Here is a 14109-nt window from a genome sequence, read left to right as displayed (position 1 = left end):
CCGGGGCAAACCCATAAGCGAAGGTCTCGGTAGAGGTAGACTATAGAGACAATAGCGAGCGGTGGTTGTTCTGAAACCTGTGAAGTAGGACAATTATCGGCTTCTCGTCACAATCAGCGATCTTGCATGGCCTTTCTTGCCCTCGGTATCAACCATAAGACTGCCTCGGTAGACGTACGCGAGCGCGTGGCGTTTACCCCAGAGCAGCTGGTGGACGCCTTGCAGCAGCTCTGCCGGCTGACCGCCAGCCGCGAGGCTGCGATCCTTTCGACCTGTAACCGCAGTGAACTCTATATAGAGCAGGACCACCTGGCCGCCGAGTCGATTCTGCGCTGGCTGGCTGAATACCATCAGCTGAGCCTGGATGAACTGCGCGCCAGTGCCTATATCCACGAAGACCATGACGCGGTGCGGCACATGATGCGCGTGGCCTCGGGGCTCGACTCGCTGGTGCTGGGCGAACCACAGATTCTCGGGCAGATGAAGTCGGCCTACGCTGTAGCGCGTGAAGCCGGCACCATTGGTCCGTTGCTCGGCCGTCTGTTCCAGGCCACCTTCAGTGCGGCCAAGCAGGTACGCACCGACACCGCCATCGGTGAAAACCCGGTGTCGGTAGCCTTTGCTGCGGTCAGCCTGGCCAAGCAGATCTTCAGCGACCTGGGGCGGAGCCAGGCGTTGCTGATCGGCGCCGGTGAAACCATTACCCTGGTGGCGCGCCACCTGCACGAGCAGGGCGTTCGGCGTATCGTGGTTGCCAACCGTACCCTGGAGCGGGCCAGTACCCTGGCCGAACAGTTTGGCGCGCACGCTGTGTTGCTGGCAGATATCCCGCAAGAACTGGTCAACAGCGATATCGTTATCAGCTCAACGGCCAGCCAATTGCCGATCCTCGGTAAAGGTGCAGTGGAAAGTGCGTTGAAGCTGCGTCGACACAAGCCGATTTTCATGGTCGATATCGCCGTACCGCGCGACATCGAGCCCGAAGTCGGCGAGCTGGACGACGTTTACCTGTATACCGTCGACGACCTGCACGATGTGGTTGCTGAAAACCTCAAGAGTCGCCAGGGTGCGGCCCAGGCGGCCGAAGAGCTAGTGTCGGTAGGCGCCGAAGATTTCATGCAGCGCCTGCGTGAACTGGCTGCGGTCGATGTGCTCAAGGCCTACCGTCAGCAGAGCGAACGCCTGCGCGACGAAGAATTGCAAAAGGCCCAGCGCTTGCTGGCCAATGGTAATAGCGCCGAAGAGGTGCTGGTACAACTGGCGCGCGGGCTGACCAACAAATTGCTCCATGCACCCAGTGTGCAACTGAAAAAGCTCTCTGCCGAAGGCCGCCTCGATGCGCTGGCCATGGCTCAGGAACTCTTTGCCCTCAATGAGGGTTCGACGGATAAAACCCCGCAATGAAAGCGTCGCTGCTCAATAAGCTGGACACCCTCCAGGACCGATTCGAGGAATTGACTGCCCTTTTGGGGGATGCCGAAGTCATTTCCGACCAGACCCGTTTTCGCGCCTATTCCCGTGAATATGCCGAAGTCGAGCCCGTTGCTGCCGCCTACGCCCAGTGGCGCAAAGTGCAAGACGACCTGGCAGGGGCTCAGGCTCTGCTCAAAGACAGCGACCCTGACCTGCGGGAAATGGCCGTAGAGGAAGTGCGCGAAGCCAAAGAACAGCTGGCCGAAATGGAGAACCAGCTGCAGCGCATGCTGCTGCCCAAGGATCCCAACGACGGGCGCAACGTGTTCCTGGAAATCCGCGCCGGTACCGGTGGCGACGAGGCGGCGATCTTCTCCGGCGACCTGTTCCGCATGTACTCGCGCTACGCCGAGCGCCGCGGCTGGCGCCTGGAAATCCTCTCGGAAAACGAGGGTGAGCACGGCGGCTACAAGGAAATCATCGCCCGCGTCGAGGGTGATCATGTGTATGGCAAGCTGAAGTTCGAGTCGGGTGCCCACCGCGTCCAGCGTGTGCCGGAAACCGAATCCCAGGGCCGTATCCATACCTCGGCCTGTACCGTGGCGGTACTGCCCGAGCCTGACGAGCAAGTGGCGATCGAGATCAACCCGGCCGACTTGCGTGTCGATACCTACCGCGCCTCCGGCGCTGGTGGTCAGCACGTCAACAAAACCGATTCGGCGATCCGCATCACCCACTTGCCAACCGGCATCGTCGTCGAGTGCCAGGAAGAACGCTCCCAGCACAAAAACCGCGCCCGGGCGATGTCCTGGCTGTCGGCCAAGCTCAACGACATGCAAACCAGCGCGGCACAGAATGCAATGGCCAGCGAGCGCAAGCTGCTGGTGGGGTCGGGTGATCGCTCCGAGCGGATCCGTACCTACAACTATCCACAAGGGCGGGTAACCGATCACCGTATCAACCTGACCCTGTATTGCCTGGATGATGTACTGGCCGGTGGTGTTGACGCGGTGATCGAGCCGCTGCTGGCCGAGTATCAGGCTGACCAACTGGCTGCACTGGGTGAGTAAATGACGATTATCGCCAGCCTGCTCCGCGCCGCGGAGCTACCGGATTCGCCTACCGCGCGCCTGGATGTGGAGCTGCTCCTGGCCGCTGCCATTGGCAAGTCGCGCAGTTATCTGCATACCTGGCCTGAGCGGATCGTCAGCAGCGAAGCGGCGCTGACTTTCGCCGAGTACCTGCAGCGGCGCCGTAGCGGCGAGCCAGTGGCGTACATTTTGGGTCAGCAAGGCTTCTGGAACCTTGACCTGGAAGTGGCGCCGCATACCCTGATTCCGCGCCCGGACACCGAGTTGCTGGTTGAAACAGCCTTGGAATTGTTACCGCCGAACCCGGCCCGTGTGCTGGATCTGGGCACCGGTACCGGGGCGATCGCCCTGGCACTGGCCAGTGAGCGGCCGCAGTGGCAGGTGATGGCCGTGGATCGCGTGCTTGAGGCGGTGGCACTGGCCGAGCGCAATCGCCAGCGCTTGCAGTTGAATAACGTTCAAGTGCGTAGCAGCCACTGGTTCGACTCGGTCAAGGGCGAACGCTACGAACTGATCATCAGTAATCCGCCGTACATTGCCGCCGAAGATCCGCATCTGGTTGCCGGCGATGTGCGCTTCGAACCGAGCAGCGCGCTGGTGGCCGGTGCCGATGGCCTCGATGATTTGCGCACGATCATCAATCAGGCTCCTGCGCACCTGCAGCCCGGCGGTTGGTTGCTGCTCGAACATGGTTACGATCAGGCCGAAGCGGTACGCGCACTGCTGGTACAGAGCAATTTCGAGCAGGTCGAAAGCCGTGTCGATCTGGGTGGTCATCAACGTATCAGCCTGGGACGCCTGCCGTGCTAAGTGATCAGGAGCTGTTGCGCTATAGCCGGCAGATCCTGCTGGCTCAGATCGATATCGACGGCCAGTTGCGGCTCAAAGACAGCCGTGTATTGATCGTCGGTCTCGGTGGCCTGGGCTCGCCGGTTGCCTTGTACCTGGCGGCGGCAGGGGTCGGCGAGCTGCATCTGGCCGACTTCGATACGGTTGACCTGACCAACTTGCAGCGCCAGGTATTGCACGACACCGCATCGGTTGGCATGAGCAAAGTGGATTCCGCGTTGGCTCGCCTGCAGGCGATCAACCCTGAAGTGCGCTTGCTGGCCCACCGCAGCGCCCTGGATGAAGACTCCCTTGCTGCTGCCGTGCAGGCGGTGGATGTGGTGCTCGACTGTACCGACAATTTCGTCACCCGCGAGGCGGTCAATGCCGCTTGCGTGGCGCAGGGCAAGCCATTGGTCAGTGGTGCGGCGATTCGTCTGGAAGGGCAGCTGTCAGTCTTCGATCCGCGTCGCCCGCAAAGCCCGTGCTATCACTGCCTGTATGGTCATGGCAGCGATGCTGAGCTGACCTGCAGTGAAGCCGGCGTTGTAGGCCCGTTGGTAGGCCTGGTGGGTAGTTTGCAGGCACTCGAAGCGCTCAAGTTGTTGGCCGGTTTCGGTGAGCCACTGGTGGGGCGATTGCTGTTGATCGACGCCCTCGGCACGCGTTTTCGTGAACTGCGCGTCAAGCGTGACCCAGGCTGCGGTGTATGTGGCGGGCGCGATGACTGATCGCGCAGCAGCGCCAATCGGCGTTTTCGACTCCGGGGTCGGCGGCTTGTCGGTACTGGCCGAAATCCAGCGCTTGCTACCCAATGAAACGCTGCTGTACGTCGCCGACTGTGGGCACATCCCCTACGGCGAGAAAACGCCGGAGTTTATCCGCCAGCGTTGCCGCCTGGTTGCCGAGTTTTTCCGTGAACAAGGCGCCAAGGCGATGGTGCTGGCGTGCAATACCGCAACCGTCGCGGCGGTGGCCGACCTGCGCGAACAATACCCGGACTGGCCCCTGGTCGGCATGGAGCCTGCGGTAAAACCTGCTGCGGCGGCAACCCGCAGCGGCGTGGTTGGCGTACTCGCGACCACCGGTACATTGCAGAGCGCCAAATTTGCCGCGTTGCTTGATCGGTTTGCCAACGATGTCAATGTGGTGACCCAGCCCTGCCCGGGGCTGGTCGAGTGCATCGAGGCCGGTGATCTGAACAGCCCGACCCTGCGAGCATTGCTGGCGGGGTATGTGAAGCCGCTGCTGGAGGCGGGCTGTGACACCTTGATTCTGGGCTGCACGCATTATCCCTTCCTCAAGCCGCTGTTGGCACACATGGTGCCGCCCTCGATCGCCATCATCGATACCGGAGCCGCCGTCGCCCGTCAGCTGCAACGGCTTTTGGCAGAGCGGTACTTGCTGGCTGATGGCCCGGCGCGAGAAGCACAGTTCTGGACCAGTGCCAGCCCTGATCACTTGCGAAAGATACTTCCAATGTTGTGGAATAAATCTGACAGTGTGCGAAGCTTCACTGTGTAAGCAGTGCACTAAGCACCCACATTCTGTTGAACTAACAGCGTTGCGCCGATTTCTATAATTCTGTCCAACGAGGCAGAAGAACCGACATTAGCATTAGGAAAAAAAGGACGTTTCTCATGAAGAAACTGCTTTGTTTGGCTGCAGTTGCAGCCGTGACCCTGGGGCAATCTTTCACAACGCAAGCGGCAGATGTTTCATTTTCTGTTGGGCAAACCGGTGATTCGACCATGACCTATCGCTTGGGTTTGCAATCGAATTGGGATGCCAGTTGGTGGCAAACTAGCGTGGGTCGAGTGACCGGTTATTGGGATGCGGGCTACACCTATTGGGACGGTGATGAGACGGCAAGTAACCACAGCCTGTCTTTTGCGCCGGTGTTCGTTTACGAGTTTGCCGGAGAGTCGGTAAAACCCTATATCGAAGCCGGTATTGGGGTCGCGGCATTTTCAAGCACTGAGCTTGAAAACAATGATTTGGGATCGTCTTTCCAGTTCGAAGACCGAATTGGTTTCGGTTTGCGCTTCGCCGGTGGGCATGAAGTTGGCGTGCGCGCCATCCATTACTCCAACGGCGGACTGCAAACGCCTAACGACGGTGCAGAAAGTTACGCCATTCATTACCGCATGCCGTTGTAAGCCTGTCCGGCCCTGTCGTGATTGCAGGGCCGGTTAATTACCTGGGGAGCGGCCAGAGCGTGCTCAGGTGCATGGCTTCAAGCAGTAGGTGGGTTTGGCGATCAGACAGGTGATCGAGGATCACTTCTGCTGCGGTGTGTGCGCTCCAGTACTCTAATATCACCGTTTCCTGCGCATGCGAATCGTCCAATCGCTGTGGTTTGACAATGGTCAAATCGATCGCGTGCTCGGCAAGCATCGTGCGCTGCTCTTCGAACAGCTGCATCAAACTGTTTTGCGCAGTTTCCGGCTCGTTGGGTTTGAGCAACTGCAGCGATGAATAGCGACTAAGCACGCCAACTATTTGAGGTGAACTACCGCGCTGCAAGAGCGGTACGGCAGCTGTCAGACAATGGCGGGAGGCATCAAGGTTAGTGCGGGCAATGCCTTCAAATATAGCGTTTGCCGATGTATCGGGTGACAGGTAGTCGCAAGCCCCGGCATTGATTATCAGACAATCGAGTGCGCCCCAGCGTTCCGCAATCTGCCTGGCCGCTAGATCTGCTTGAGCGGGATCAGTCAGATCGCCCTCAAACAATACCAATCTGGGTCGGTACTGCTGGTGCAAACTGTGAAGCGCGTCACAATTCCGGCCGCTGGCTATGACCAGTGCGTCCTGCTCCAGCAGTTGTTCGACAAATGCCAGCCCCAAGCCGCTGCTAGCCCCGGTAATCCATATGCGTTTGCCGGTGAATATGTTCAAGTGGCGAATCCTTAAGCTGCCGCGAGGACAAATTCTTAAAAGCAGTCAATGCACGTTGGCGACTGCTGCCGAGGTCCACAATTGGGTGTGGATAATTACTTGTAGCAAAAAGATCTCCACTCAGCATAGGACTGTGGATATTTTTTTCGTCGAGCTCGGCCAACTCGGGTAGCCAGGTTTTGATAAAACGGCCTTGGCTGTCGAATCGCCGGGATTGGCTTACCGGGTTGAAAATCCTGAAATAGGGCACGGCATCGGTGCCGGTAGAGGCGCTCCACTGCCAACCGCCGTTGTTGGCCGCCAGGTCGCCATCAATCAGGTGACGCATGAAAAAACGCTCGCCTTCACGCCAATCGATCAACAGGTTCTTGGTCAGGAACATCGCCACGACCATCCGCAAGCGGTTATGCATCCAGCCCGTGGCAAGCAGTTGGCGCATCGCCGCGTCGATGATTGGGATGCCGGTGCGACCTTCTTGCCAGGCCTTCAACTCGTCGGGGGCATGGCGCCAGGGCAGGGCTTCGGTCTCCTGGCGGAAGGCGCGGTGCCGGGACACGCGTGGGTAGCCGCTGAGAATGTGCTTGTAGAACTCTCGCCAGAGCAATTCGTTGATCCAGGTGACCAAACCGACGTTGCCGCTATCGAATTCTCCCTGGTTGTGCGCCAGGGCTCGGTGCAGACACTGGCGAGGCGAGATCACACCTGCCGCGAGATAGGCGGAGAGCTGGCTAGTGCCGGGGCAGCCAGGAATGTCACGTTGCTGCTGGTAGTCGTCCACGGCTTCATCGATAAAGCGCTGCAGGCGTTCATGAGCTTCGTCTTCACCGGCGGGCCAGAGCTGGCGCAGGCCGTCAGGGGGCGGGGCGAATCCGGTTACCTGGCTGGGCACCTCGTCACTGCGGATTGCCAGCGGTGCCTGGGGCGCTGGTGTGCGTTGCAGGCGCGGCAGGCTCAGGTGCAGGCGCTCGTAGCACACCTTGCGAAACTGGCTGAACACCTGGAAATAGCCACCGCTGCGGGTCAGGATGCTGCCAGGCTTGAACAACAACTGGTCCAGATGGCGATGCACGGCTATGCCTGCTTGTGACAGCGCATCGCTGACGGCTTGATCGCGGCGACTTTCGTTGACGCCGTATTCTTCGTTCAGGTGCAGAGCGTGTACCTGATGTTCGCTGCAGATCTGCATCAGGACTGCGGGCGCCTGCTCCCAGGTGTCGGCCTCGCGGATCAACAACGGTATGTTCAGTGCAGCAAGCTGCACGCTGAGGGCCTTCAGGTTACGTAACCAGAAATCGACTTTGCACGGGGCGTCATCGTGGCTGCGCCACTGTTGCGCACTCACCAGCCAGACAGCCAGGGTTGGCCCCTGCTCGCAGGCAGCCGCCAGTGCGGTGTTGTCGTGTACGCGCAAGTCGCTGCGCAACCAGATCAGTTGCATGGTGTTCCCCAATCAAAAAACGGCAAGGGTCATGGCAGTCGCGCTTGCAACAGGCGCAAACGCTGCAGGCCGTTAAGCACGTCAACAGGGCTATCGAACAGGTGCAGATCAGGGTCTGAGCCCGCTTGAAGAGCGTCCCGGTGAATGCTGATGGCGTTGCCACTCAGGAGTTTTGGAATATCGACGCTGGCCAGGCTACGTTGCAGCTGGCGCAGGTTGACGGTTTGGCCAAGGCACAGCAGCAAGGCCCGTGGTTGCAGGCGTGCCACGGCGATCGCCAGTTCATTGGCCGGGGGTACCCAGTCCAGCACGTGCACCTGGCAGCCGGCATCGCTCACCAGCCAGGCGCAGAGCCACAAGTGCGGGTCGAAGGCCAGGTGTGTGCCGTTCACCAGCAGCAGCGGTGAGCCGCTGAGTTGATGGTTGTTGTGGTAAACCCTGGCGCCCAGCTTGCTGCGCAGCCACGAATAGAAAAACACTTGTTCAAGGCGTGCCGCGAACTGTTGCTGCCAACGCAGTTCCAGGGCGCTCAGCAACGGCAGCAACAGCTGTTCACACAGTGTGGTGGCGGGGTAAAGCGCCATCGCCTGGTTAAGTTTTTGCTCAAGGCGGGGTTCGGCGAGGTTTGCGATGGCTTCGATCATCTGCTGGCGCAGCAGTGACCATTCGTTGTCTGGCGCTGGCGGGGCTTCGCTGGGGGCGCTGTCGAGCAGGTCTTTGACCTGGCCCACCGCAACGCCGAGGTTCAGCCAGTGCAGGATGTTGCGAATGCGCTGAACATCTTCGTGGCTGTACAGCCGGTGGCCCTTGCCGCTGCGCTGCGGGACGATCAGGCCATAGCGCCGCTCCCAGGCACGCAGGGTGACCGGATTGACGCCGGTCTGCTGGGTAACCTCACGAATCGGCAACAGCTGCTCAGATTGCATTGCGCAGGCTCAGGCTTTCCGGATGCGGTTGCAGGTAGACCTGTTGCAGCAGGTACGCATCCGGGTGGCTGCGCAAATGGTGTTTGAGCAGGGTCAGGGGGACCACCAGCGGCACGATACCGGCGTGGTACTGGTTGATCAGCTGACGCATCTCTTGCCGGTCTTCGCAGCTCAGTGCATCGCGCAGGTAGCCACTCAGGTGCAGCAGAACATTGCTGTGATTACCGCGGCTGGCGCAGCGCCGCAACGCCGCCATGAGTTGGCTGAAGTAGCGCGGACCCAGCACCTGCGGGTCGTCGTCGCGGGTCATGCTGCCCAGCAGTTTGCCCAGGACTTTGTACTGCTGCGGGTTGTTGGCCATCAATTGGTATTTGTAGCGGGCATGAAAGGCGATCAACGCGCCACGGCTGAGCCCTTGCGCCAGCAGCTGTTGCCAGTCGGCGTAGGCGTAGACCCGACCGATGAAATTTTCCCGCAGTACCGGGTCGCACAGGCGTCCTTCTTCTTCGACCGGCAAGTCGGGGCGTTGCTGGCAAAAGGCTGCAGCGTACAGGCCCCGGCCGCCCTCATGAGTGGGACTGCCGTTGGATCTGTAGACCTTGACCCGCTCCAGCCCGCACGAGGGGGATTTCTGCATGAAGATGTAGCCGCTGATGTCTGTGAGGTCGGCAGCCATTTGCTGTCCATAGGCACGTAGCGGGCCGGAGAGGTCGAGCGCCGGGTCATGCGTGCCCACGGCATGCGGGGCAGCGGGATCGCCGATCAAGCGGATCGGCGCGCGAGGCACCCCGAGGCCGATGGCGACTTCTGGGCATACCGGGACGAAATCGACGTGTTGACTGAGTAGCGCGTTGCACAGGCGAGAGGCCTTATGCCCGCCGTTGTAGCGTACTTCGGCACCGAGCAGGCAGGCACTGACAGCGATTCTGGGCTTGCGAATGGCGGGGGAGGAATCCATGGCGAGCTCCAAATAATCTTGTACAAAGAAAATAGATGTACATGACTATCATAAGAGGCATCTTGTACAAGTCAATAAACTTGTACAGGACTAGGCCGCTAGAAACCGAAAGCTGCGCTCACTCCAGGTGTTCGAGCAACCGCCGCGCCGCTTCCTGGCCGCTGAGCCAGGCGCCTTCGACGCGTCCGGACAGGCACCAGTCGCCGCAGGCATAGAGGCCCAGGTCGGCATCGGCCAAGGCGCCCCATTCATGGTTGCTGGCCGGACGGGCGTACAGCCAGCGATGGGCGAGGGAGAAGGTCGGTGCCGGCACGACGCAGCCGACCAGTTCGGCAAAGTCCCCCCAGAGCTGTTCGATCACCGCCTCTTTGCTCAGATCGATGTGCTGTTTGCTCCAGCTGGAGGTGGCATGCAGTACCCAGGTGTCCATGTGTTCGTCACGCCCGGGCTTGCTGCGGTTGCACGCCAGCCAGTCGAGCGAGCTGTCTTGCACAAAGCAGCCCTGCATGGGGGTATCCAGCGGTGTATCGAAGGCCAGGGCGATGGCCCAGGTGGGGTCCATCTGCACGCTCGCAGCGGTTGCCGCAAGCTTGGGGGTCGCGGCCAGCAACTGCGTGGCCTGCGGCGCAGGCACCGCGACGATGACCCGGCTGTAGGGGCCATGGCTGCAGCCATCGGTGTCCTGGAGGTGCCAGTAGTGTTTGCCACGAAACACTTCGGCGATCCGGCAGGTGAAATTGACGGTCAGGTCTTTGAGCAAGCCACGGGTAATCGCGCTCATGCGTGGCACGCCGACCCAGCGGGTTTGTTCGTCCGGCGATGGGCTCAACACACCGTTCTGGTAGTTGTAGAGCTGCGGCTTCCACTCGGCGACCCAGCCGGCCGCGACCCATTGCTGGACCTGGTCGACAAAACGCCGGTCGCGGGCAGTGAAGTATTGCGCGCCCAGATCCAGGGCGCCGGCATCGCTGCGCTTACTGGCCATGCGACCACCGCTGCCGTGTCCTTTGTCGAACAAATGCACGGCCTGCCCGGCTTTTTGCAACGCCTGGGCTGCTGACAGGCCGGCAATGCCGGCCCCGATGATCGCGATAGGTACAGTCATGATGGCCTCTTCGAACCTGGCTGGTTACAGACTACGCTGTCGGTCAAACCTGTACAACTTATTAGATGCGTATAAGATGCTTCCGTTAGCTGCTGTAGGTTGACCTATGTTTATCCGAGAGCGTGCGGTCAAAAAAGTGCCTTGATCTTAAAAATAGACCAGGGTGCGCCATGTGAGGACACAGCCATGCATATATTGCTGACCGGCGGTACGGGTTTGATAGGTCAACAACTTTGCCAGCATTGGTTGAAGCAGGGGCACCGTCTGACGGTCTGGAGTCGGCGCCCTGAGCAGGTGGGGAAATTGTGTGGGACGGGTGTTCGCGGTATCGCCCGCCTTGACGCATTGGGCGAGGATGAACCGGTCGATGCGGTGATCAATCTCGCGGGCGCACCGATTGCTGATCGCCCCTGGACGAGTCGGCGCCGTGCCGTGCTGTGGGGTAGCCGCATCACCCTCACCGAACAGTTGCTGGCATGGCTTGAGCGTCGTCAGCAGCGCCCTGAAGTGCTGATCTCCGGTTCTGCGGTTGGCTGGTACGGTGACGGAGGCGAGCGCGAATTGACCGAAGCCTCGCAACCGGTGAAAGAGGACTTTGCCAGCCAGTTGTGCATTGCCTGGGAGGAAACCGCCCAGCAGGCACAAGCCTTGGGGGTGCGTGTGGTGCTGGTGCGTACGGGGTTGGTGCTTTCCAGTGAGGGCGGCTTTTTGTCGCGCCTGCGTTTACCGTTCAAGTTGGGGCTGGGCGGGCCGATCGGCGATGGCCGGCAGTGGATGCCATGGGTTCATATAGATGACCAGATCGCCTTGATTGATTTTCTCTTGCAGCACAAGGACGCCAGCGGTCCTTATAATGCCTGCGCCCCTGAGCCGGTGCGCAATAGCGAGTTTGCCAAGCGTCTGGGGCGCGCCCTGCACCGTCCTGCACTCATGCCGCTGCCGGCATTGGTGCTCAAGACCGGGTTGGGCGAGCTGTCTACGCTGCTGCTGGGTGGCCAGCGGGCACGGCCGGTGCGCTTGCTTGCTGCGGGTTTCACTTTCCGTTTCAATGATTTGCAATCGGCGCTGGATGACTTGTCCAGGCGCCTCTGAACTAGGACGTTGCATGACCGATCACGCTCTGCTGCTGGTCAACCTGGGTTCGCCGGCTTCCACTTCGGTGGCCGATGTACGCCGTTACCTGAATCAGTTTCTGATGGATCCTTACGTTATCGACCTGCCTTGGCCGGTGCGCCGCCTGCTGGTTTCGCTGATTCTGATCAAGCGTCCCGAGCAGTCGGCCCATGCTTACGCCTCGATCTGGTGGGATGAAGGCTCGCCGCTGGTGGTGCTGACTCGGCGTTTGCAGGCGGCCATGCGTGAGCATTGGCAACACGGGCCGGTGGAAATCGCCATGCGCTATGGTGAGCCGTCATTGCCGACCGTGCTGCAGCGTCTGGCCGCACAGGGTGTGCGTAAAGTTACCTTGGCACCGCTTTATCCACAGTTCGCCGATAGCACAGTGACTACCGTGGTCGAGCAAGCCAAACAGGTGCTGGCGCAGCAGCAATTGCCGCTGGAGTTGGCGGTGCTGCAGCCGTTTTATGACCGGCCGGAGTACATCGACGCCCTGGTGGAAAGTGCGCGGCCTTATCTCGAACAGGATTACGACCACCTGTTGCTGAGCTTCCATGGTTTGCCTGAGCGGCATCTGAAAAAACTCGACCCGACCGGGACCCATGATTTCCAGGCGCAAGACTGCTGCCGGGATTCCTCGCCCGAGATGCTTGCCGTGTGCTATCGCGGCCAATGCTTGCGCACAGCCCAGGCGTTCGCGAAAAAAATGGGCATCCCTGATGGCAAGTGGTCGGTGTCGTTCCAGTCGCGCCTTGGACGGGCGAAATGGATCGAGCCCTACACTGAAACCCGTCTGGACGAGCTGGGGCAGTCAGGTGTGAAAAAGCTCATGGTGATGTGCCCGGCGTTTGTTGCCGACTGCATCGAGACGCTGGAGGAAATCGGCGATCGCGGGCGCGAGCAGTTCGTGGCGGCAGGCGGGGAGGAGTTGGTGCTGGTGCCGTGCCTGAATGATCATCCGCAGTGGGTGCAGGCGTTGAAGGGTATGTGCGAGAAGATTTGAGAGGGTGATCGCGGGGCAAGCCCGCTCCCACAGTCCAGGTGGGAGCGGGCTTGCCCCGCGATACATTCAATCCTGAACCTTGTTCTTCCAGCCGTCGTTACCCGGCAACAGCAGGTTCAGTATGATCGCAACAATGGCACACAGCGCGATGCCTTTCAGGCCCCAGTCATCTGGGCCGGTACCGGTACCGACCAGCACACCGCCGATACCGAATACCAGCGTGACCGAGACAATCACCAGGTTGCGCGCTTCGCCCAGGTCAATCTTGTGGCGAATCATGGTGTTCATGCCTACCGCTGCGATCGAGCCGAATAGCAAGCACAGAATCCCGCCCATTACCGGCACCGGAATACTCTGCAGCAAAGCACCGAACTTGCCGATGAATGCCAGGGTAATGGCGAAAATCGCCGCCCAGGTCATGATCTTCGGGTTGTAGTTCTTGGTCAGCATCACCGCGCCGGTCACTTCCGCGTAGGTGGTGTTGGGCGGGCCACCGAACAGGCCGGCAGTGGTGGTGGCGATGCCATCACCCAGCAGCGTGCGGTGCAGGCCAGGCTTTTTCAGGTAATCCCGGCCCGTCACGCTGCCCACGGCGATTACGCCACCGATATGCTCGATAGCAGGTGCCAGGGCCACAGGCACGATGAACAGGATCGCTTGCCAGTTGAACGCCGGTGCCGTGAAATGCGGCAGGGCCAGCCATGGCGCAGCGGCGATCTTGGCGGTATCGACCACGCCAAAATAGAACGACAAGCCAAAGCCAACCAGCACGCCAGCGATGATCGGTACCAGGCGGAAGATGCCCTTGCCGAACACGGCGACGATCAGCGTGGTGAGCAGCGCCGGCATCGAGATCATCATCGCGGTGCCATAAGGCAGCAGCTCGGTGCCGTCACCGGCCTTGCCCATTGCCATGTTGGCGGCAATCGGTGCCATTGCCAGGCCGATCGAAATGATCACCGGGCCAATCACTACCGGTGGCAGCAGGCGGTCGATAAAACCGGTGCCTTTGATCTTCACGGCAAGGCCGAGGAAGGTGTAGACGAAGCCGGCAGCCATCACCCCGCCCATGGTCTCGGCCAGGCCGAACTGGCCTTTGGCGAGAATGATCGGGGTGATGAAGGCGAAACTCGAAGCAAGGAACACCGGAACCTGGCGGCCGGTGACGATCTGGAACAGCAGAGTTCCCAAGCCCGCGGTGAACAGCGCGACGTTCGGGTCGAGGCCGGTGATCAACGGCATCAGTACCAGCGCGCCGAAGGCTACAAAGAGCATCTGCGCGCCAGAGACGACCTGACGCCAAAGCGGGTCGTTGAACTCATCCTGCATG

Annotated in this window: 14 protein-coding genes; 8 read left to right on the top strand and 6 right to left on the bottom strand. The window is 60.5% G+C overall.

Features of this window, described 5'->3' with window-relative positions; genetic code table 11:
- Window positions 1–126 precede the first annotated feature (126 nt).
- The 6 genes from hemA to ACVWSC_RS24870 all read left to right on the top strand — a co-directional run bounded on the left by hemA (window position 127) and on the right by ACVWSC_RS24870 (window position 5491).
- Window positions 127–1404: a glutamyl-tRNA reductase gene (gene hemA / locus ACVWSC_RS24895; RefSeq protein WP_442109766.1), complete on the top strand. Its 1278-nt coding sequence runs from the start codon at window positions 127–129 to the stop codon at window positions 1402–1404.
- Window positions 1401–2483, top strand: a complete 1083-nt coding sequence (gene prfA / locus ACVWSC_RS24890) for a peptide chain release factor 1 (protein ID WP_442109764.1) — start codon at window positions 1401–1403, stop codon at window positions 2481–2483. The genes hemA and prfA overlap by 4 nt, the downstream gene beginning before the upstream one ends.
- Window positions 2484–3314 carry a peptide chain release factor N(5)-glutamine methyltransferase gene (gene prmC / locus ACVWSC_RS24885; protein ID WP_442109763.1) on the top strand — a complete coding sequence of 277 codons (831 nt, stop codon included), beginning with the start codon at window positions 2484–2486 and terminating at the stop codon, window positions 3312–3314.
- Window positions 3308–4063 carry a molybdopterin-synthase adenylyltransferase MoeB gene (locus ACVWSC_RS24880; RefSeq protein ID WP_442109761.1) on the top strand — a complete coding sequence of 252 codons (756 nt, stop codon included), beginning with the start codon at window positions 3308–3310 and terminating at the stop codon, window positions 4061–4063. Before prmC ends, ACVWSC_RS24880 begins: the two co-directional genes overlap by 7 nt.
- Entirely contained in the window at window positions 4056–4856 is an 801-nt protein-coding gene (gene murI / locus ACVWSC_RS24875) for a glutamate racemase (RefSeq protein ID WP_442109759.1), read from the top strand. Before ACVWSC_RS24880 ends, murI begins: the two co-directional genes overlap by 8 nt.
- A gap of 116 nt (window positions 4857–4972) precedes the next feature.
- A complete protein-coding gene (locus ACVWSC_RS24870; protein ID WP_442109757.1) occupies window positions 4973–5491 on the top strand; it encodes an acyloxyacyl hydrolase in 519 nt (172 codons plus the stop codon).
- 37 nt (window positions 5492–5528) lie between these two features.
- Here the strand turns inward: ACVWSC_RS24870 and ACVWSC_RS24865 are convergent, their stop codons facing one another.
- The 5 genes from ACVWSC_RS24865 to ACVWSC_RS24845 all read right to left on the bottom strand — a co-directional run bounded on the left by ACVWSC_RS24865 (window position 5529) and on the right by ACVWSC_RS24845 (window position 10660).
- Window positions 5529–6233 (bottom strand): SDR family NAD(P)-dependent oxidoreductase, encoded by a 705-nt coding sequence (locus tag ACVWSC_RS24865; protein ID WP_442109755.1) that lies wholly within the window; start codon window positions 6231–6233, stop codon window positions 5529–5531.
- Window positions 6190–7671 (bottom strand): deoxyribodipyrimidine photo-lyase, encoded by a 1482-nt coding sequence (gene phrB / locus ACVWSC_RS24860; RefSeq protein ID WP_442109753.1) that lies wholly within the window; start codon window positions 7669–7671, stop codon window positions 6190–6192. Before phrB ends, ACVWSC_RS24865 begins: the two co-directional genes overlap by 44 nt.
- 29 nt (window positions 7672–7700) lie before the next feature.
- A complete protein-coding gene (locus ACVWSC_RS24855; RefSeq protein WP_442109751.1) occupies window positions 7701–8597 on the bottom strand; it encodes a MerR family transcriptional regulator in 897 nt (298 codons plus the stop codon).
- Window positions 8587–9555, bottom strand: coding sequence for a YbgA family protein (locus tag ACVWSC_RS24850; protein ID WP_442109749.1), 969 nt, complete (start codon window positions 9553–9555; stop codon window positions 8587–8589). Before ACVWSC_RS24850 ends, ACVWSC_RS24855 begins: the two co-directional genes overlap by 11 nt.
- Window positions 9556–9673: 118 nt before the next feature.
- Window positions 9674–10660, bottom strand: a complete 987-nt coding sequence (locus ACVWSC_RS24845) for an NAD(P)/FAD-dependent oxidoreductase (RefSeq protein WP_442109747.1) — start codon at window positions 10658–10660, stop codon at window positions 9674–9676.
- Window positions 10661–10846: 186 nt separating this feature from the next.
- On the opposite strand from ACVWSC_RS24845, the gene ACVWSC_RS24840 reads away from it, so the two are divergent.
- Both ACVWSC_RS24840 and hemH read left to right on the top strand, forming a co-directional pair.
- Window positions 10847–11752 (top strand): TIGR01777 family oxidoreductase, encoded by a 906-nt coding sequence (locus ACVWSC_RS24840; protein WP_442109745.1) that lies wholly within the window; start codon window positions 10847–10849, stop codon window positions 11750–11752.
- A 13-nt stretch (window positions 11753–11765) separates the two neighbouring features.
- Window positions 11766–12779, top strand: coding sequence for a ferrochelatase (gene hemH, locus ACVWSC_RS24835; protein WP_442109743.1), 1014 nt, complete (start codon window positions 11766–11768; stop codon window positions 12777–12779).
- 66 nt (window positions 12780–12845) lie between these two features.
- Here hemH and ACVWSC_RS24830 read toward each other — a convergent pair whose 3' ends face one another.
- Window positions 12846–14108 (bottom strand): uracil-xanthine permease family protein, encoded by a 1263-nt coding sequence (locus ACVWSC_RS24830; protein WP_442109741.1) that lies wholly within the window; start codon window positions 14106–14108, stop codon window positions 12846–12848.
- Window position 14109 lies beyond the last annotated feature (1 nt).

It is taken from the genome of Pseudomonas sp. NUPR-002 (genome assembly GCF_056322725.1).
Note: the sequence above shows the minus strand (reverse complement) of the source record. Positions and strands in the feature narration are given on the sequence as shown.